The organism is Thermodesulfobium sp. 4217-1, assembly GCF_039822205.1.
In the GTDB taxonomy this organism is placed as follows: domain Bacteria; phylum Thermodesulfobiota; class Thermodesulfobiia; order Thermodesulfobiales; family Thermodesulfobiaceae; genus Thermodesulfobium.
Genome location: NZ_JBAGBW010000004.1, coordinates 45,094 through 66,611, shown reverse-complemented (window position 1 = coordinate 66,611; position 21,518 = coordinate 45,094). Strand labels below are relative to the sequence as shown.

Genomic DNA, 21,518 nt, shown 5'->3' with positions numbered 1-21,518 from the left:
GTTAAATATAACAACCAAAAAAAGGTATTGGGATTTAATTTTAAATACTTTTTAAGGAAGAGTGAAGACAAGTGTCTTAGAAAAGAAAACTTTGGGGAGCAAAAAGCAGCATCACGTATATATGTATCTAATTTACTAGGGGATAATGATTCGGTTTATTTAATAAATTTTAATAATCCATTCGATTATAACGAACCATTAAAGAAGGAGATATTTGATAAATATAAAGAGTTATTGTTTAAATTTACAGAAGGACAGGGTAATTTAAATGGGTAATGTTAAATATGACGCATTTGCAGAAGCTATTGAAAATTTTAATTCTTTTATAAATAATGAGACAGAGGCAAGATATTATTTAGAATTGAAATTTAAAGATTTAAGAAAGAAATCCGATGAAGTTAAAGGGTTTTGTGAGAAGATTAAATGTAAAAAAAAGTTTCCTGTACCTACTAAAGAATTTCAAACTGCAAAAGAAATTTCAAACTTTATATCTATTGACAATAGAGAAAATAATAGTTTAAAAAAATTTATAAAAAAACTTCCCATTTATTCATTTATAATTCGGGCAGAATTTAAACTAAAACAGCCTTATTTTTCTAAAGATGACGATGAATATTATATAATTCAAAATTCTTGCTTAAAGGATAAGGCTTTTAAAGTTCCAATGATAAGGGGTTCAGGGTGGAAAGGGGCCTTAGCAGGATCGTTTAAAGAATTAATTAATGAAAAGGATAACTTGGATGGAAAAAGAGAAATCATTAACAGCTACTTAAGAATTTTTGGGGCAGGTTCTGAAAATATAAAAGGGATAGAAGAATATTTAAAAGAGAATAGTAGTGATATAGAGCAGTTTAAAGAAAAGATTCTGGAATTTATGTTATTTGAACTTGGGATGAAAATAGACAAAGATCTTATAGACGAAATTAAGAGTAAAAAATCATATGAAGAACTTAAAAATATTCTTTGTGAAAAAATATCTGAAAAACATCAAAAAGACAACAAAAATCTTCCAATTGAATTTCAAACACATAAAGGTAGGGCAATATTTTATCCTACATATTTTGACAAGCTTTCTTTAGAAGTTATAAATCCTCATGATAGAAGAAAAAGGGCAGGAACTCAGCCCATTTTTTATGAAGTAGTTCCAAAGGAAACAAAAGGTATCTTGCAAATTATTTATGTTCCTTTTGATGCGGTTTTAAAAGCAGATAATGAGATAAAAGACGAAGCAAAAAAGGATTTAGAAAACCTTATGTCAGCAATTGAAAGGGTATCGGAAAATGGGATAGGAGCTAAGACAAAGCTTGGTTGGGGAACTTTTGAGATAATAGATAACGAAAAGTATTATTGTATTAATGGAGATGTTGAGTCCATTGTAACTATTGAAAAAATGGGGTGGAAAAAATGTTAGAGTTAAATTTGGAAAATTTAAAAAAATATAGAGATGATATTTTAAAAGCTGAGATAGGAACATTGTTATTTAACTTAGGGAAAACACATGTTGGATTTTCACCTTGGAGACCATTTTTCTCCAATTCAAATTATAAATGGTCAAGTTACAAAGATTATGTTGATAATTTTTTAGACGGAGAACTTAAAAACACTGATATACAACTAAAAGATTTTATAGATGCGACGCAAATAGATCTAAATTTTATATCTAGTTTAAAGCTTAAATTTAAAGAAATAATGAAAGGTGACAAAAGTTCTTCAGATTTTATTAAGAAAATTTTCTTCCGTGGTTGCGAAAATATAAATTCTGGTATAGATAAAGGATCGCCAAAAGAGCAACTAAAAGGCAATTTATGGATTTCAAACGCTTTTGGATCTTTTAAGAAAAATGTAGAACTACAAAATCTTGATGACGCAAGAGTTTGCTTTTACAATAAGCTTCATAACTTCCTTTCATGTAACAATTACTACAGTAATCCAGAATGGAGAGAAATAAGAGAATTTATTTTTGATGAAATTAAAGAGTGGTATTCCAATCTTTTAAGCGATTCGCGTTTTCCTGTAAATGATGTTACTCTATGGGATCAGGCATATATGAGCGCTACTATGTTTAAGGCAGTATTAGCTCAATTGTGCATGGAACCATCAAAAGTAGAAGAATACAAAAATAATCCGTCTGATATAAAATGGCGTATTCTGGGAATACAATATGATAAACTTGGGTTTGCTGAAAGAGGTTTTAAGCCTCAGCAAATACAGTGGTACAGAGACATAGCAAGAGAGATAGACAATGAAATAAAAAATCTTCTGGAATATGAATATCCTGTTGGCAATGAGATTTATCGCGATGAAACAGGAATATATTTTTTAGTTGGAGAAGATTTAGGGGAGGATTCTGAAGATAATAGTAAATTAGCTACGTTAAAAAATGACTTAAGAGATATAAAGGAAAAAATATTAAATATTTTCAAAGAAAAAACTCTTGATGAGTTCTATCCTGCCATTTTTCTTACTAAGAATTCCAGAGGGCTTATGAATCTATGTTATCTTCTTGAAAGTGCAAGGGAGAACTTTTTAAAGACAGATTGGAGTAAAAAAGATAAAGACAAATTTATAGAAAAATCTGGAAGTGATCGGGCAATAGGAATATGTCAGATTTGTAGGCAAAGGCCTGTATTTGAATCAGATATAAAAGATGATGAAAACAAAAATATTTGCAACGTTTGTTATAAAGAGAAAACAGTGGGCAGAATTAGCAAATGGTTTGAAGATACAAGTAAAGAGACTATCTGGATGGATGAATTAAAGGATAAAAACAAGAGAGTCGCTTTGGTAACAATGAAGTTTGAGCTTCATGATTGGTTAAATGGTGATATGCTGAGTAGCATGGTATTGCAAAAAGACATTAACTTTGTAGAGGATGTTAAAAAGCTAATTGGTAATCTTATAAATATTTATAAAAACAATCAAGATAAAAAAGTTTCAGATACTGTTCTAAAAAATTATACAGATATAGCTCTTGGTAAACTCAAGGTCAAAGACAATAAAATTATCGAAAGTTTATTACTTGAACGCTCTATTGGTGATAAATGGGAAAAATTTATTTATGAAAAATTAGATGATTGGGATTCTGTTCAAAATAAGCCTAGGAAAAATAAAATTGATTTTGATAATGCAGAAATAAAATGGCAAAGTCTTTCAGACGAGAATATAGAATTTCTTTCTATTCTTATTCTTCAATTCCTTCTCAGGAAAAATCCTTCTCCTGCAAGGTTAAGAAGAATTTGGGAGAGTACTAAAGAATTTTTTGAGGATATAGAAAGAAACATATGTAGTTATGCAGGTATTCCACCCGAGAGAGGCATAAGGTATTATCGAGAAAATGACAAAAACCTTCAGGAAGGTGAGTATTATGATGGTGAAGCAATTTTTTGGGTCATAGATAGAAAGATTTATTTAATATCTTATATTAATGATAAGGATTTAATAAACAAAGAATTTAAGTTAAAAAAATATCCTAATGTTAAAGAAAGTGTTGGAACTTTTAAGGTGAATGATAATAATAAAGAAAATTACCAACCATATATGTCGATAATTGACCCGACTCCTATAAGCTGGCAGTTTATTATACCTGCTGAATATGTGCCAAATTTGATAGATATCGTAATGAAAAAATACGATGAAAATTTTAGATTTGTGTACGGAAAACTGCCTTTACATATTGGAGTAGTAGTGCAGGATTATAAAAAGCCGCTATATGTTGGAATTAATGCGCTTAGAAAAGTTAGAAGAGATGTTAAAGATAAAGATTTAAAAAACTTAGAAGTATTTGTAAAATCTTCTGAAATTAAAGAAAGATTAAAATGTCAGAAAACAGAAGAATTACTGAACAATACACAAAGTTATTATTCGTTGTATAAAAGTAAAACAGAAGCCGACAAAGGGTTTAAGTTTTATTTCTTAGAATCAAAGAAGAAGCAAGAAACTATTAAGAGTATTGATAAATTTGATGAAAAAGAAGAGGTATCAATAATTCCAAATACCTTTGACTTCGAATTTTTGGATACAAATACCAGACGAAATGACATTTTTTACGATGAAAAAGGAAAAAGAATACTTGAAATAAAATCAAATAGACCATATGACTTAGAAATATACTGGGGAAAATTTAAGAAATTTAAAGAACTTTTTAAAGATAAGTCAAATTCATCAAAATTAAACAATCTAATTAGTTTACTTTATGAAAAAATTCAAGATTGTAATGAAAATTATGCTTCTTTTATAGCTGCTTCTTTTTTAAATATTCTTGAAATAAATAAGAATGATGTAATGAAAAAGAGAATTTCTGAGATATTTGAATTAAATGAAGCAAATTTCCATAATGAATTGATTAAAAAATTTGAGGATAAGAAAAATCTATATCTATTTTTGGATATGTTTGATTTTTGGCACAAAATGTTAAAGGAGGTTAAAGGTGAGTAAAGTTGAAGAGCTCAAGGTTTATAGTATAGCTACAGATCCTATTTACATTGGTACAGGCGGATATACTATAGGTAGAGTTGACAATACTATAGTAAGAGACCCAATTACTAAGCTTCCAAAAATTCCTGGCAGTTCTTTAGCTGGAACTTGGAGATATTATATGGCACTTGAACTTTTAACTAAAGTTAGAGGTAAGCAACCTGAATTTAATGAAATTAAAAATTGCAAGGGGAAAACTTTAGAAGAGAAAATAAATAATTGGACTAAAAAAAGTAATTCTAATGATTGCAAGGGGGAAGACTGTTTGAAATTTAGTGGCAATGTTGTGGCAAAAATAACCTGTGCAGGGCAGGATAATACTTCACAAGAAGAATTATTGAATTCACCAGATGCTAAAAATAAGGAAGGCAAAACGGGTCATTGTGGACATTGTATAGTTTGCAAGGGTTTTGGATTTTCTAAAAAAGATATAAGTTGGCAGGGAATGTTATTCTTTTCTGATTTACAGATTGTATTTTTCCCTGTATTTACTATGTCTGGAACTAAATGGATAACTACTGAGAGAATTTTAAAGGAAGTAGGGTTTTCGTTAGATGTTAAAGAAGATAATAAAGATAATAATGATGGACAAGTTAAGGTTGTTGTTGAGAATATATATGATGACAAGAAAAGTGGCTATATAAACCTGGGATGGCTATATTTGCCATATATTGCTGAAAGTTGTAGTATAAATTTAAATAAAGTATATGTTAATAATATTATTTCTAATAAAGATATTGTAATAGTTCCTGAAAATTTGTATTCTCAGATAGTAAACTCAAACCTTGAAGTTAGGACGTCTGTATCTATCGATCCAATAACAGGAGCAGCAAAAGAAGGCGCTCTGTTTACATCAGAAGCTATTCCAAGAGGAACAATATTTTACTCAACTATAAGAATTTTTGATAAATCTGTTTTTAACGGCATAGATGGGGGGTTAAATTGCCTTCCAACAAAAGAACAGTTAAAAGAGGCTCTTGAAGATTCGAAACACTATTATGAAACTCTTGGAATAGGCGGAATGACTACAAGAGGATTTGGAAGGCTAAAGATCTTGACTAATTTAAAATCGAATTCTGAAGCACAAAGTGGGGGAGTACAAAATGGAAAACAATCTTGAAGCAACTATAAATAAGATAAGTTATGAAATTGTAAATAACAAAATAATTAATGCTAGTGAAATAAATAAAATGCTAGGAGTTTTAGCAACTGATGGAGCTTATGCCTGGTGGATTTACACAAATGTTAAAATTGGTTCTAATACAGTAAAATTAATGCGTATCATCCTTTGTGAAGATATTATAAAAAATATTTTTAAAAATATTTTGGAAAATTTAAAAAATGAAAATACTGACTATTTCTTATGTAAAGAAAACAGTGAAAATGAAAAAGATGTTTTAGAGAGTTTTGAAAAGTTCTTTCTTTTACTATCGGCAGATCTGCATCAACTTCTCTTCTTTAAAGACGTGCTTGAGAGAATTTTAATATATGCGCGCTATCACGCAAAAGCAATGGAGGATTTGAAGTGAGCTGGTATAAACTTGTTTTTAAGCAAAATCAACCAATTCATATAGGCTCATCGAAATGGGGAGTTTTAAAAGAGACAGATATCTTTATATCGGGCCAAATAATGTGGGGAGCTTTGGTGAATTCTTATCTAAGAAAAAATGGATTTCAAAATATAGAAGAAGTTCAGAAGAGTTTCGAAAGAATTTCTAATTTTTTCCCAGCTTTCAATGAAAGTAATTTTTTAAAACCATCATATAAAAGTGGGGAATTTTATTTGGAAGAATTTAGTGAGGTAGAATTTAGTGAGGTAGAATTTAGATTATACTTTGTAGATACTTTTGTCCAGACTGCAGTAGAGCCTGTGAGCAGAAAGGCAAAGGACAAAAGTCTTCATGAAATAGATTATTTGCTTCCACGACCCAAAAATGATTTTTATGAAAAACTGAAGAGAAAAGGGTTTAAAGATAATCTCTACTGGATGGGAATTATTTACTTAGATTCTGATCGTATAGAAAACTTTATCGAAAAAGGCTTAAAAATATATGTAGGAGCTGATATTAGATATGGTTATGGAGAATTAGAACTTGTTAATAAAAAAGAGTTAAAAGATAGTAATGATACCGTTTTCCAAATAGAAAATAATAAAGTAAAAATAGCCAAAGACAAAGATAGCTTATATTTTATACCCTTTAGCAATGATATAACCTTTGAAGGGGAAATTGAGTTGCTGGGCGAGTTTGATTTTACTAAAAATAAGCCAAAGATGACTGATGCAAAATTTTACTTATCTGTTGGAAGTAAGATTACTAAGATTACTAAAAGAGATAATATTTTAGGAGATTTAAAGAAAGGTAAAGTTATTTTTAATAATTTTTAGTTGTATTAAATAATTTGAAAATTTACTTTTACTTACTTTCCCCATCTCTATGCCAGGATGACTTTTTTTCTACTATAAATAAACTTAAAAGGAATGCAATGCAAAACAACAGGCAAAGTGTAAAAAATACGTTGTTAAATGACATTATCAATGCCTGCCTGTCTACAAAATTGCTGAGCATTGCATACGCTTTATTTTGAAGATCTGCTGCGCTTGCTCCCTGCATCATAAGCACTTGATTCATTCCAGCAAAAAAATTGGTTATTGCTGGTGATGTGGTAAAAGGACTTAGCAGTGTTGCTGGGTTTGTCATAAAACCTTGAACGGTATATGGGCTGTTTGTTACAATGTGCTCTGTAAGGTAGGCTCTATTTATAATTTGATAGTTTTCAAGTTCTGTGGCAAAAACAGCTGTGCCTATACTCCCGCATAGCACTCTTACAAGATTGAAAATCCCAGCGCCTGAAACGATATCTTTTCTGTCAAGGGCCATAAGCGCTACGGTGCTTAGCGATACGAATATAAATGCAAATGCGATGCCTTGAACAAACTGGGGCCAGAATAGATCCCACGCTGACGTGTCAAGGCTCATAAAGCTAAGAGGCAGGAAACTAAGAGATATCAGAGCAGCAGCGAACATTATCATTTTCTTTGGTCCAGTTCTATTGTAAAGCTTTCCCGCAATAGGCATAAACATAGCCATAGAAATACTTCTGGGTATCATAGCGATCCCTGCTTCGGTAGCGCTGTATCCTAGTGATTCCTGAAATAAAATAGGGACCAAAAATAGTCCAGCAAATAGACCCATTCCGAATATTCCCTGAATGACTGTGGGATTGGAAAAACCAAAATTTTTCAATAATTTTAGATTAACTGCGGGTTTTTCACAGGTAAATTCTCTAATTGCAAATAGGATCAATGATATTGCCGCAACAATGGCAAGATTTACTATAAATTGAGAACTAAACCAGTTATTTTCTTGCCCCTTCTCAAGCATTACTTGCAGCGCACCAAGACCCAATGCCATTGTAATGAGCCCGAAATAGTCAATCTTGATCCCCTTTGAAAATTTTTCTGATTTGTTCAATATGAATATAAAAATTAAGATTAAATCTATAATTACAAAAGGAATGTTTATATAAAAGATCCAGTTCCAACTGATATTATCAGTAATCCAGCCCCCGATAGTAGGTCCTAAGCCAGGGCCAAGTACGATGCCTATTCCAAAGAAGCTCATTGCCTTGGCTTGTTCATTCGGGGGGAAGGTCTCTCTTAATATCGCCTGAGAGAGTGGGATTAGGGCTCCTCCTCCGATTCCCTGTAAAACTCTAAAGATTATTATTGACTCGAGATTCCAGGCAAATCCGCACATAAAGGAACCGATTCCAAAAAGCAATACCCCTGCGAAAAAGCACCTTGTTTTGCCAAACATTGATGTAAGAAAGTTAATTGCTGGCATTATTATTACATTCGCAAGCATATAGGAAGTAGAAATCCATGTAGCTTCTGATATAGATACTCCTATTGCACCTCTAATGGTAGGAATTGCTACGTTTACGATGCTAATATCAAGTGAGGACATAAAAATACAAATCATTACAGCCACAGTTATCATTATCTGACTAAAGCCCAACTTTATCACCTCTTTTAAATATTTTATACCAATTTTTTGTTTTAATGTTAAATATTTTGTTTATAATTTCAAAGCGTATTTTTTTAAACAAAATATAATTTTTAGATAGTATAATAATTTCATGAATAGAAGAGATTTCGTTAAATTAACTTTTGGTCTGTTTGCATCTGTATCTTTGCTTGAATTTCCTACCAAGCTTTTTGCTCAGGAAGACACTCTTTATTTGAGGTCTCTGGAACTTCTTAACAATAAGATTAAATTCTTTAGTGATGATTACTTTTCTTTTATAGTGATGGGGGATAGCCATAGGAATGATAGAGTTTTAAAAAGGGCATTTGAGCTTGCAAGATCTTATGATCCGTTGTTTGTGCTTTTTACAGGCGATATGACAAACGATGGTTACGAATTCGAATACAAAGATTTTCTAAACATGTGCAATATGCTCGGCGATATTCCTATTTTTCCAATAATTGGAAATCATGAGGTAAGAAATTCTACCAAGGCTTTGTATGAAAATTATATGGGACCTCTGAATTATACGCTTGGTGTGGATAGATTGAACTTGAAACTGGTATGTATGGATAATTCTGAGGGTATATTGAAAGAAAATCAGCTGCAATTTTTGGATAAAGAGCTCTCTGACGATCGCAAGATTCTATTCGTGGCCATGCATGAGCCGCCATCTTATGGTGATTGGTGGATACACTCATATGACAAAGGCGATAAAGAGGCGATAAATATAATATCTGCACATCAGGTAGACTCGGTTTTTCAGGGGCACATTCATCTTTACGACCACAAGGTCATTGGCGGAATAAATTATTATATTTCTGGAGGTGCAGGCGGCAAGATCTTCCCTTTGAATTTTGGAGATCCTTCTTACAACATACTTCATGTAAAGGTTATCAAAGGCAAGGTTTCTGTGGAAGAGCTTCAGCTACGAAGATTTTTCGATGTTAATAAACTTTTAACTTAGCAAATAAATTCTATTTAAAATTAAGCTAAATTGGATATTCTTTCCAGCGCCATAGCGCTAAGGTGGGTGATAGCATCAAGTGCTATTCTGTCATCAATTTTTAAATTTTTAACATCTGTGATGTTTACTGCTATTATTCCATAAATATCTTTTGCAGTGAGCATAGGCAAATATAATGCTTTTGTGTTCGAGAAGGTATCGGTTCCAAATCCTGCAGATTTTTTGTTTACAAAACACCATGAGATTATTCCTTTTATTTCTTGACTTATTTCAAATTTATCAGTTTTCGCACCTAATTTAATTTTTTCTTCTTCTTTAATGAATATAGCTGTTTCACATAAAAATAATTTTTTTATGTGATTTATAGTTAAAGATAAAACGTGATTTATATTTCTTGCCATTACCAGGTCTGAACTCAATTCATATAATCCTATCTCTCTTTTCTGGCTCTCTTTAAGAGTTTCAACTTTATTTTTAAGCTTCGAGGCTAACATGCTGATGGTGGCAACAGCAATAGAATAAACCATGAAGGAAAAAAAATAGTTTAAATCTGATATTGCAAAGCTGAAATACGGCGGTGTAAAGAAAAAATCAAAAATTAGCAGGCTTAAAAGAGTAGACAACAGCGTTGGCAATATCTGGAGGAAAAATGCGTTTAAAATTAGAGCTAATAAAAATAGGGATATCATATTGGTATGATTTAAATATCCTCTTAGAATATAAGCTAAAATTGACACAACAAAAATATTAAATATTCCTATTGCGTATTGGCCTGGGTAGATAAGCTTGAATTTTTTCTTTTTAAGATTGGCTGATTCTTCCTTTAGATCAAGCATGTATATATCTATATTCTTTGTCTTTGTGATGAGCTTTTCCGGTATGCTGCGTAAAATCATATTAAATTTTTTTGGTTTACCTATAACAATCTTGGTAACGTTATGGCCCTTGGCATAATCGATCATCTCTTTGGCGGTATCATCGCCCTTTAGCCAAACAATTTGGCCGCCGAGGGTTCTAACCAAATCAAGAGCTCCATTAAGCCATTTCATCTCTTCTTCTGTGAAAGATTTATTTTTTTGTGTTTCTACATGAAGTGCTATCCATTGAGCGTCTATTTCACTGGCAAATCTATATGTCGCTCTTACAAGCTGTTTTGCATACGGACTTGCAAAAACTCCCACAAGGACTTTTTTCTTTATAGACCATGGACCTGCTACTGCATGCCGCATCATATATAGGCGCATTTTGTCATCTACGCTGTCGGCTACAACCCTTAATGTAATTTGTCTTAAAGCTAGTAGATTTCCCGCTTTAAAATATTGGTCTATAGCATTCTTAGCCATGTTTTCAACATATATCTTGCCTTCTTTGAGCCTTTTTATAAGCTCTTCGGGCGTGAGGTCTACCAGTTTTATTTCAGCCGCTTCTTGAAAAAAATTATCTGGTACTGTTTCTTTTATAGAAATTTTTGAAATTTGCAAGACGATATCTTTAAAGCTTTCAATGTGTTGGACGTTGACTGCGGTATAAACGTCTATCCCAGCATTTAGCAACTCCACTATGTCTTGATATCTTTTGGAATTAGGGAAGCTGGGGGGATTGGTATGGGCAAGTTCATCTATAATTACTATTTGTGGATTTCTTTTTAGTATTTTTTCAAAATCTACCTCTTTTAACTTTAAGCCCTTATATTCTACTCTCAATGTAGGTATGATCTCTAAACCATCAAGTAGTGCTTGTGTTTCTGGACGATTGTGAGTTTCTGCGTAACCAACTACGATATCAATGCCTTCATTTTTTCTAAGATGTGCATCGCTGAGCATTGAATAGGTTTTTCCAACTCCAGGGGCATATCCCAGATAAATTGTAAGCTGGCCTCTTTTAGCTTTTTCCTCGCTTATTGCGAGTTGAAGCATTTCTTCTGGAGATGGTCTTTTTAGTTCTTCATCTGGCATATTGTTTCTCTATCTCTAAAAGTTTTAAATTTAATTTAAGAACGTTTACTCTATTAGCTCCAAGAAGTCCAAAGTCTTTTGGCTCAGTGTTATTTATAACAAGCTCTTTTAAAGTGTCTTCTGGTATGTTGGTAATCTTTGAGATTCTTGGAATCTGAACCATGGCTGATTCTGGTGTGATGTCTGGATCTAGTCCGCTGCCAGAACCCATAACCAGGTCAGAAGGAATAGGCAATTCTATCCCATTTTTCTTTAAAAATTCAATCCTATTTTCTATTTCTGAAATAAGTTTTGGATTTGTAGGGCCTAAATTTGAACCGCCACTAGAGGTTGCGTTATATGGACGATCAGGCGTTCCTGAAGGTCTTGACCAAAATAAATCAGGTCTTGTGCTAAACGATTGACCGATTAAGGCTGAGCCCACTGCAACCTTGTTTTGATATATAAGGCTGCCGTTAGCTTGCCATGGAAAAAATATTTGTCCAATGGCAGTGATTAATAGAGGATAAACTATTCCTGTAGTAAAGGTTAAAATTATAAAAATTATTATACAGCTTTTTAAATTTTTCATTTCTACCTCACTTAAATAAATATGCTTAAAACTAAGTATATTAACTTAATGCCAATAAAGGGTGCAATCAACCCGCCACCACCGTAAATAAGAAGATTGTATATAAGCAGGTTCTCTGCTTTCATAGGCCTATACCAAACACCTCTAAGAGCTAAAGGGGTAAGCAAAGGTATTACAATTGCATTAAAAATTACTGCTGATAAAATCGCTAAAAATGGATTAGCTAATTGCATTATATTTAGGGTGTTCAACTGAGGGTAAATAGATATTACAGCCGCAGGAATTATTACAAAATATTTTGCTATATCATTTGATATGCTGAACGTTGTAAGAGCACCTCGAGTCATAAGAAGCTGTTTGCCAATATCCACTATGTCCAAAAGTTTTGTAGGATTAGAATCTAAGTCTATAACATTGGCAGCTTCTCTGGCAGCTTGTGTGCCTGTATTCATAGCCACTGCCACGTCAGCTTGAGCGAGAGCTGGCGCATCATTTGTGCCATCTCCTGTCATAGCGACCATCAAACCTTGCTGCTGATATTCTTTTACAAGTCTGAGCTTGTCTTCTGGTTTTGCCTGGGCTAAGAAGTCATCTACCCCTGCTTCTGCTGCTATGGTAGCTGCTGTGAGAGGGTTGTCTCCTGTGATCATTACAGTTTTTATTCCCATTTTGCGAAGTTGTCCAAATCTTTCATTTATGCCAGTTTTTAGTATATCTTTTAGATTTATAACTCCTACAATATCATTGTCATAGGCAACTACTAGAGGTGTGCCGCCTAACTTTGAAATTTCCATAACAATTTTTTCCAAATTTTCAGGAATCTTTCCGCCTATTTGGGATATGTATTCGCTGATAGCGTCAGCGGAACCTTTTCGATATTTATGAGAATCGATGTTTACTCCACTCATTCTAGTTTTGGCGCTAAAGGGTATTGTTTCTGTATTGGCAGGCAATTCATGGAAGCGTAGGTTGTATTTCTCTTTGGCTAATACAACTATACTTCTGCCTTCTGGCGTCTCGTCTGTCAAAGATGACATCAAGGCTATTTGAGCGCATTCTTCTTTAGTGTGACTTCCAGCTGGTATAAATTCAACGGCTTGTCTGTTCCCAAGCGTAATGGTGCCCGTCTTATCCAGTAGCAGCACGTTCACATCTCCTGCTGCCTCTACTGCCTTTCCAGATAATGCAACTACATTTTTTCTGAAAAGCCTATCTATTCCTGCGATGCCTATTGCTGGAAGAAGTGCGGCAATAGTGGTGGGGGCAAGGCAAACAAACAGAGCTACAAGGATTACAAGCGATATAGGTGAGCCATGTCCTGAAGAATTGATGCTATAGATTGAAAGCGCTTTTAGGTTGATTACTACAAATATAAAAACTAATGTAAGAGCTATTAATAAAACTTCGAGTGCGACCTCATTCGGCGTTTTACGGCGTTTTGCGCCTTCTACCATCGAGATCATCCTATCTAAAAAGGTTTCTCCAGGATTGGATGTTATTTTTACTATAATATTATTTGAAATTACTAAAGTACCCCCAGTTACAGCACTCCTGTCTCCTCCTGCTTCTCTTACAACTGGCGCAGATTCACCTGTTACTGCTGACTCGTTTACCAGGGCAGCGCCTGATATTACCTCTCCATCACCAGGTATCAAGTCATCTTGTTCTACAACTATGATATCTCCCTTTTTTAATTGTGTAGAGGGAATGACCTCGAATTTACTATCAAATGAAGCCTTCTCGATTTTTTTTGCCATTATTTGTGTTTTCGATTTTTTTAAAGATTCAGCTCTTGCCTTTCCTCTGCTTTCGGAAAATGCTTCAGCGAAATTTGAAAAAAATACTGTAAACCAAAGCCATATTGAGACCCATCCTGTAAACCAAATAGGTATACTGCTCCCAAAAATGATTTGGCGCACGAACTCAAGTGTGGTGAGTATGCTGCCAATTTCTACTGATAGCATAACGGGATTCGAAATCAATTCTTTCGGGTTTAACTTTTTTAAGGAATTAATTAAAGAAGTTTTAAATATTTCAACACTGTAGAGATCTGATTTTTTTGCGCTCATTTAAAAGCCTCTCTGCATAAGAATATTTTCAAGAAATGGTCCCAATGCTAATGCTGAAAAGAAGGTTAAAGCTCCTACAATAATTATTATCAACATAAGCCATATGATAAAGGGAACGCGGTCAGTAGGAAGAGTTCCGACACTAGGAGGAATGTATTTTTTCCCTGCAAGAGAGCCTGCCATATAAATAACTGCTACCGCAGGCACATAGCGACCAATTAACATAGTTATAGAAGTCGTAATATTATAAAATAATGTGTTCGCATTTAAACCAGCAAGGGCGCTTCCGTTATTATTTGCAGTAGACGCATAAGCATATAGTATTTCGGATAATCCGTGGGGACCAGGATTTAATATAGAACTCAATCCTTCCTTTGTAGTAAGCGCAATAGATGTAAATATCAATATTAAGATGCCTGAAGTTAGTACTATGATTATCGACATCCACATCTCCTTAACTTCTATCTTCTTCCCTAGAAATTCAGGGGTACGGCCTATCATTAGGCCTGCCACGAAGACAGCAATTATTATGAATGCAAACATTGTGTACAACCCTGAACCAACACCTCCAAATATTGCCTCACCTGACAATATGAATATCATCGAAATCATCGATCCAATAGGCAAAAGGGAATCGAGCATAGCATTAACTGCTCCGCATCCAGTTGCTGTGGTAATTGATGAAAAGAGTGTGGAGCCTGCAACCCCAAATCTTATTTCTTGTCCCTCCAGATAATGTCCTGAAATTCCAAGAAGACTAACTATATGGTTGGAAGAAATATTTGCCCAATATTGAATGCCCATAAAGGTTATGAGCAAGAAAAGCATTGTAAAATAAATTGCCCAACCTTGTTTGGTGTTTTTTTGCATCCTCCCAAATGTGTATGTGAGCGAGGCAGGAATAAGAATCATCATAAATGTTTCCAAAAAGTTTGTTAAAGGGTTGGGATTTTCGTAAGGATGTGAAGAGTTTGCGTTGAAAAAACCTCCTCCGTTCGTGCCTGTAAACTTGATTGCTTCTTGTGAGGCTACGGGTCCCATCGGAATAATCTGTGATGAAATTAGATGAACTGATTGATAATCTTTAAAGTTTTGGATAACTCCTTGACTTATCAAGAAAACTGCAAAGATTATCGATAATGGCAAAAGAATGTAAAAAGTTGATCTTGTTATGTCAACCCAAAAATTTCCAATAACTTTTGATTCTCTTCTTGCAAAACCTCGAATTAGCGCAACAAGGATAGCGATGCCTGTTGCAGCGCTAAGGAAATTTTGGACTGCAAAGCCGAGCATCTGGGTTAGATAACTAACAGATGACTCTCCTGAATAAGCTTGCCAATTTGTGTTCGTGATAAAGCTTATGGCACTATTTAAGGCGATGTCAAATGAAAAGCCTTGAAAGTGTTCAGGATTTAGTGGCAGCAATTGCTGTGTTAGAAGTAACAAGAAAAGAAACATAAAACCCAGAAAGTTAAAGAGCAGCATTGATATAGCATACTCTTTCCACTCCATCTGGTTGTCTGGATCTACGAAACTCAATCTGTAAACAAGCAGTTCTATTGGAGAGATGATTTTCGAAAGAAAGTTTTTTCTACCTTCAAAAATATTTGACATGTACAAACCAAGAGGTTTTACGCACAACGTCAATAACGCAAAGAAAATTAAAAACTGCAAAATATCTAAAAACAAATTAATTAACACCTCCTGAAAACATATAAATTTACTATTACTTAAAAGTTAATTATAACCTAATTGAAAAACTGACAAATTAAATTGAGTTATATACTTATTTATATGCTTTAGTCAATTTGAAGGTTGAAGCTATTTTAAATGTTAATTTAGATTTTTAGAAATTTAAAAACCAGGTTTAATCTGCGTTTTCTTTATAGAAAGTTAGCTTATTTGTTTGATAGTATGCGCTTTCGTTGTGGTTTACCACTATCAAACTAAATTCATGGCTCCCGTTTGGAAGGTTTTTTATGCTGACATTGGAATTAAATCCTGAAAATTTGAACTGGGGAATTTTGAAAAGTCTAACGACGTCTTTCCTTGGGAAGCCATAAGTCAATGGATAAAGTTTGCCATCGATATCGGCATATAAAAATGATGCGGTATTTAATGCAAAAGGATCTAGCGCCCATCCATATAGATTTATGCTCTCATATCTTTTTACTATTAATTGAAAACTTTTGTTTGCGAAGGGAAATGGATATTTATGAAAGTAAGTAAGCACGATCAATGGCGGTGAGCTATATTTTCTGAGCTGTTTTATATTTTCCGCAAGGTGAAATTCTTGCTTTGTTTTATCATAAACATTTTGCAGTGGGGTAAACCATCCATGATTCTTGGCAAGCCTTATATTTTCAAACGCTCTGTCCTGATATGGGTATGACATAAAATTATTTAACATATATTGTTTGTCAGATAGCTCTGAGTATGCTGTTTGAATCCAGCCAACATATAAAACGATTGATAGTATAAAGCCCGAAAGAGCTATAAATTTTCTGATATTTTTACTTTTAGCGTTTAAGAAAAGTGATATATAAGATAGAGAAAATAAGAAAAGCGAATACATTGTATATCTTGAAAACATTGCGCTATCAAATCCTAAAAAAATTCTATTTAGACCTACTACCATAGATGTCAAGAATATGAAACTAATAAGTAATATTAAGGCATGGTTTTCTTTATTTAGTTTTCTGCGCAAGAGCCAGAGATAGTTTAATATTAATAAAATTGCGATAATAAACACTAAGGCATAATTTTTGGCAGCTGATGCTATAAAAATCAACATATAGCCCAATAGTGAGGCGGGGTTTTTTAAGCAAGAGATTAATGTGTCTTTTATCGGAGGCGAGATGTAATGCAGAAGAGGAAAGTAAATGTAAAAAATTATGATAGATACAATCAAAAAAATCGAAAATCTTTTATATTGTTTTGTTAACAATAGATATAAAAGAACGATAGGTGCTACGAATAGACCGCCTCCGCCAGTAAAGACTGCTATTATGAAGAATATTATCCCAAGCATAAAGCCATACCCTTCACAGGTAAATGCTGTGATGGATATGATCGAGAAAAGAAGCTCATAATATTGCTGAATAGATGCCATTGGAAAGTTCGACATCAGCTCCCATTGTGAAAAGCAAAGCATTGCTATGACCACTGGAAATAACTCTGATATTTTCAAATTATATTTTTTCTTAAAAAAGATAAACAAAAATAATATTATAAAGAGAAGTCCAAAGTTTCCTACAATTGATAATATTTTAAAGTCTATCTTGCCAATAATATTGAAAAAAAATAGTGTAATAATCCTGTCAAATACAATTCTGTGCTCGTGAAATTGAGAAAAGAGCAGATATAGTCTATATCCGAAGTCGTTATGAGTATAAAATTTGTTTATGAAGTCTAAAATAGCATCATAATCGTCTGAATAGGGCATATTTACAGAAAATTTTATGCTGGTATAAAAATAAAAAATAATCGCTATTACAATCAACGGAATAGAAGTCAGTAGATAAATCTTATTTAATTTATAAATTATATTTTTTAGTAAATTTTTAATTTTTAGCAATATGGCTGATAAATTATTTTTCATTTTTTATTTCTAAATCTTCTTCAATTACCTTTTTGTTTAGCCACTCTAATAGCTTCTTGCTGTTTGACTTTAGATCTTTTCCAGAATGGATAAGCTCGTGAAATCTAAAAGCATCGGTTTTTTCAAGATTGCTCTTAATTAAAAAGTCTGTTAATGGACAATCCTGAATAGAATTGTCGTGTAGAAAGTTTTTTCTTCTCATATATTGAAGATGATATGCAAGTGCTCCAAGATAGCTATGTATCTTGCCTTCTTCTATGGGGAATTTAAAATTTTGTATCCATTGAACTACCTGATTTGCTGGCATTGGCTTAGCCAATGCATATCCTTGTCCATATTGGGCTCCAAGGATGGCTGCTGCCTCAACCATATCTATCTTCTCTAGTCCTTCTACTACTACTTTTCTTTCAAAATCATCGCCCATCTGAATTATACTTTCTACAAAACATAGCGTTTGCAAGGGGTTTTGCCTTATCTTAGACAATAAGCCCTGATCAACTTTTACTAAATCAAATGGAAGATTTGATAACCTTTGCAGGCTGCTGTATCCAGACCCCAAGTCATCCATAGCAATTTGAACTCCAATATTTGAAATCTCATTTATTGAGCGGTCTTGTATATCCTTTTCAATATTTTGAGACTCTAAAAGTTCAAGGGTGAGCCTTTCTAGAGATATTGAATATCTATCTAAAGTATTTTTAATATATTTAGGGAGAGAGATGTCGAGTAGCGAGCAAGGGGCAAGATTGATTGATGAATCAATAAAAAATCCGATAGAATCCCAAATGGAAATTTGATATAATACCTCTTCCAAACCCAAGTGGAACAGCAAATCTAAATCTTTATTGCTTAATAGCGGCAAAAAAACACCAGGGGGGATTATTTCATTATTTGAAATTTGCAATCTGGCTAAGGCCTCTACTTTGACAAATTTTTTTAATTTAAGGTCTAAAATTGGCTGGAAGAATATTTTTAGACCTCCTGAAAATAGCTGCTGTTTATAATAAGTTGCAATGCTTTGGGGCATAACAATTTCGGTTTTTTTATAAATTGAGATAATTTGCTCCCAACGATACTTTAGACTTCTGGCGAATTGACCCATAAATGAAGATTCAAATTGATTTGGAAAGGCGCCATTTAGAACTATTATAGCTGTTGTTTGATTTGATTCGTCTAATATCGGAATACTTAATATAGATCTAATATTATTTTTTAGCGCTATTTCATTTATATAAATGTCATTTAGGTCGTTTGACAGGCAAGCCAAGCTTATAATTTTCTTACCAAGCCACATTTTTGAAAGTATTTTTCGCAAGCTAATATTATTTTTTGCAGGGTTTTCTTTATTTAATAGCGATTCAAAATCTATTGTAGTCCCAACGATGTTATTACCGCTACTGCTTTCTAAGGTAAAAATTCTTTTTTTGTCTAGTCTAATAAGTAAAACCGATTGGATTCCTGGCAGCCTGCCTAGTGGAGTTAGCTCTCTTTCTCTTGCGTCTGGCCATGATATGCTATGCGGTGGGAGACTTGACGACAAAATCTTTAGATATTCTTCTTTATAGGAATTTTCAAATTCAAGTTCTGTTTTAATATCTTGATGAAGTCTGATATCTGCAATCAACAATATCCAATATCTGTCACGAGGCGACATAAGAGTGCTGTTTAAATGATCGCTCAATAGTCTTCTAAATAAATCTGTAGTTTGTAAAAGCATTGAACTAGTCACACCAACTAGCGCATGGGAACGACCTGCATTTTGCGCCCTTTTTACAATTTCATCCTTAGTAGTTTTTGGATTAAAAATAAATCTTAAATGAGCAAACTGGCTTTGCTTTAATTTATCCACTTCTGCTATAGAAAGATTGACAGCAATCTTCTTTTGCTCTGGGTCATGCGATACCTTTTTGAAAAAGGCTTCTATAAATTGAGATATTACAGAATCAAAATCATTTGAGGCGTTTTTTAAAAGTATTGTGGCTTTTTCACCATAAGCATCAAACTCTTCTTCAATTTCAGGCTCATATAGACTTTTGGTAAAAAAGTGATACCAATTTTCTCTATCAAGTTTATGAAGCTTCATGTGGTAAAGAGCTGCGTCAGCCTTTCTTATCAGAGAATCAGTATCCTGGGCATCTTTTGGGTAAATAGAAACCCCTATGCTCATCCCTACATTGGCATATATGCCTTTGGCTACCTCAAATGGAGCTTCAATTGCTTTATGAATGCGTTTCAATATTATTTCGAGTTGTTGATAATATTTTAGATAGTCAAGGTCTTCAATTACTATAATAAATTCATCTCCGCCCAGCCGTATAACCAATTCTGAATTTCTCATTAAATTTTGGAGTCTGTGAGAAAAATCTTTTAGCAACCTATCCCCAGCTTCATGTCCCCATTTATCATTCACTGGCTTAAAGTTGTCCAGATCAATTATACCGACAGCGATATAAGAGCCATTTTTTTTGGATCTTTCAATTGATAGCGGTATGTGATTTTCTAATGCGCGCCTATTCGGAAGTCCTGTAAGGGCATCGTGAAATGCCTGATAAACTATTTTTTGCTTAGTATCATGTAATTCAGTTACATCTATCAGATTCCAAATTACCCCTTTCTCCCCATTTGGAAGAGTTAGTGGAGCGCCTAAAATTTCTGTCCAAATTATAGAACCATCTTTCTTCTTAAATTTATATTCTATTCTTGTTTTTGATTTATCTTTTTTGGATGTTTCAAATATTGGATAAAATTGATAATAAGAAATTTTACTCTCGTGAAGGATTAAAGCGCTTTGACCAATTAGCTCTTCTCTGTCATATCCAAATATTTTGCACATTGCAGGATTGACTTCAGCAATCACTCTTCTGGAATCGACTACGAATATGCCAGCTGAACTATTTTCGAAAATAGTCCTTTGATATTCAAGAGATTGTGAAAGCTGCTTTTGCAGGACATTTCGCTCTGACACATCCTTTATAGCCCAAATGCTGATATTTTCATCATTGTCTCTGACCAGTCCGACTGATACATCGCAAGTTAAGATCTCAGAATTTTTATTCTTATATCGAACGTTATTAATAGATATATTTCCCTTTTTAGATAGTTCTGGATAAAAAGAACCTATACGCTTATACTCGTCTTCATCAGATAGCACCATTCTTGTGGATTTACCGATGAGATCCATTGGTCTGTTATAGCCAAACATCTCCAAACAATGCTTGTTTATCTGGACAATCTTTCTATCCTTTATCATCGCGATTCCTATCATAGCGTTGTCTAAAATGGCTTTTTGTAAAAAATTAATTCTTTTCTGTCGTTTTTGCGACCTTATTTTACTAACACCAATGGAAATGCAGTTGGCAGTTTCATTGGTTAATATTTTACAATCCTTGTATAAAACCCTTTTCTTGTCGCAATAAACAAAAAGAATGGCCCACAGGTGATTTTTACTGTAAATCGGAAATGAGTATCTGGAATAATCTTCAAGTTTATTCTCAGTTTCATCTGTAAAGCTCTGAGAAACAATATTCAATGATAATTCGTTAAAATTTCTTTCGTTTGAATTTCGGGAATCTCTTTTGGCACTTTCAATCAGATTTTGGTTCGCTGCAACTTTGATGGTTTTACCTTCTATATTTTCATCATTGGAGGCTATTATCTTAAAAGCCCCATCTTTATTAATCTTGGCTATAAAAACTAGATTGAACTGGCCATATTTTGAAGCCAAATTACACATTGATTTGAGAAAAGTGTCTTCATCATCCGAGTCATTTACTAGCTGGATAGTTTTTGTCAACAATAAATTTAAATTAAAGAAATATTTGGCTTTTTCGATTTGCAATTTTAATTTATTTCTT

General features: G+C 33.3%; 14 protein-coding genes. 7 read left to right on the top strand and 7 right to left on the bottom strand.

The genetic code is table 11. The features are described from left to right. Window positions 1-27: 27 nt before the first annotated feature. The 6 genes from V4762_RS02840 (at window position 28) to V4762_RS02815 (ending at window position 6,859) form a co-directional block, all read left to right on the top strand. The gene (locus V4762_RS02840; protein ID WP_347314266.1) at window positions 28-276 is read left to right on the top strand and encodes a hypothetical protein; all 249 of its coding nucleotides are present in this window, start codon (window positions 28-30) and stop codon (window positions 274-276) included. Then, window positions 269-1,411 (top strand): RAMP superfamily CRISPR-associated protein, encoded by a 1,143-nt coding sequence (locus V4762_RS02835; protein WP_347314265.1) that lies wholly within the window; start codon window positions 269-271, stop codon window positions 1,409-1,411. Before V4762_RS02840 ends, V4762_RS02835 begins: the two co-directional genes overlap by 8 nt. Next, window positions 1,405-4,434 (top strand): CRISPR-associated protein Csx11, encoded by a 3,030-nt coding sequence (locus V4762_RS02830; RefSeq protein WP_347314264.1) that lies wholly within the window; start codon window positions 1,405-1,407, stop codon window positions 4,432-4,434. Before V4762_RS02835 ends, V4762_RS02830 begins: the two co-directional genes overlap by 7 nt. Further along, a complete protein-coding gene (locus tag V4762_RS02825; protein WP_347314263.1) occupies window positions 4,427-5,593 on the top strand; it encodes an RAMP superfamily CRISPR-associated protein in 1,167 nt (388 codons plus the stop codon). The genes V4762_RS02830 and V4762_RS02825 overlap by 8 nt, the downstream gene beginning before the upstream one ends. Beyond that, the gene (locus tag V4762_RS02820; RefSeq protein ID WP_347314262.1) at window positions 5,577-6,002 is read left to right on the top strand and encodes a hypothetical protein; all 426 of its coding nucleotides are present in this window, start codon (window positions 5,577-5,579) and stop codon (window positions 6,000-6,002) included. Before V4762_RS02825 ends, V4762_RS02820 begins: the two co-directional genes overlap by 17 nt. A 116-nt stretch (window positions 6,003-6,118) precedes the next feature. Continuing rightward, window positions 6,119-6,859, top strand: a complete 741-nt coding sequence (locus V4762_RS02815; protein ID WP_347314261.1) for a hypothetical protein — start codon at window positions 6,119-6,121, stop codon at window positions 6,857-6,859. A 28-nt stretch (window positions 6,860-6,887) separates the two neighbouring features. Here V4762_RS02815 and V4762_RS02810 read toward each other — a convergent pair whose 3' ends face one another. Then, the gene (locus V4762_RS02810; protein ID WP_347314260.1) at window positions 6,888-8,501 is read right to left on the bottom strand and encodes a DHA2 family efflux MFS transporter permease subunit; all 1,614 of its coding nucleotides are present in this window, start codon (window positions 8,499-8,501) and stop codon (window positions 6,888-6,890) included. Window positions 8,502-8,613: 112 nt separating this feature from the next. Between V4762_RS02810 and V4762_RS02805 the strand changes: the two genes are divergently transcribed. Continuing rightward, complete coding sequence (locus V4762_RS02805; RefSeq protein ID WP_347314259.1) at window positions 8,614-9,468, top strand: metallophosphoesterase family protein; 855 nt, start codon at window positions 8,614-8,616, stop codon at window positions 9,466-9,468. A 20-nt stretch (window positions 9,469-9,488) separates the two neighbouring features. Here V4762_RS02805 and V4762_RS02800 read toward each other — a convergent pair whose 3' ends face one another. The 6 genes from V4762_RS02800 to V4762_RS02775 form a co-directional block, all read right to left on the bottom strand. After that, entirely contained in the window at window positions 9,489-11,423 is a 1,935-nt protein-coding gene (locus V4762_RS02800) for a DUF4118 domain-containing protein (RefSeq protein ID WP_347314258.1), read from the bottom strand. Beyond that, window positions 11,413-11,994: a potassium-transporting ATPase subunit KdpC gene (gene kdpC / locus V4762_RS02795; protein ID WP_347314257.1), complete on the bottom strand. Its 582-nt coding sequence runs from the start codon at window positions 11,992-11,994 to the stop codon at window positions 11,413-11,415. The genes V4762_RS02800 and kdpC overlap by 11 nt, the downstream gene beginning before the upstream one ends. A gap of 11 nt (window positions 11,995-12,005) precedes the next feature. Then, window positions 12,006-14,063, bottom strand: coding sequence for a potassium-transporting ATPase subunit KdpB (gene kdpB, locus V4762_RS02790; protein ID WP_347314256.1), 2,058 nt, complete (start codon window positions 14,061-14,063; stop codon window positions 12,006-12,008). Continuing rightward, entirely contained in the window at window positions 14,064-15,758 is a 1,695-nt protein-coding gene (kdpA, locus tag V4762_RS02785) for a potassium-transporting ATPase subunit KdpA (protein WP_458646934.1), read from the bottom strand. Between the two features lie 172 nt (window positions 15,759-15,930). Continuing rightward, window positions 15,931-17,664, bottom strand: coding sequence for a hypothetical protein (locus V4762_RS02780; protein ID WP_347314254.1), 1,734 nt, complete (start codon window positions 17,662-17,664; stop codon window positions 15,931-15,933). Next, on the bottom strand, window positions 17,654-21,397 hold the full coding sequence (locus V4762_RS02775; RefSeq protein WP_347314253.1) for an EAL domain-containing protein: 3,744 nt from the start codon (window positions 21,395-21,397) through the stop codon (window positions 17,654-17,656). Before V4762_RS02775 ends, V4762_RS02780 begins: the two co-directional genes overlap by 11 nt. Window positions 21,398-21,518 lie beyond the last annotated feature (121 nt).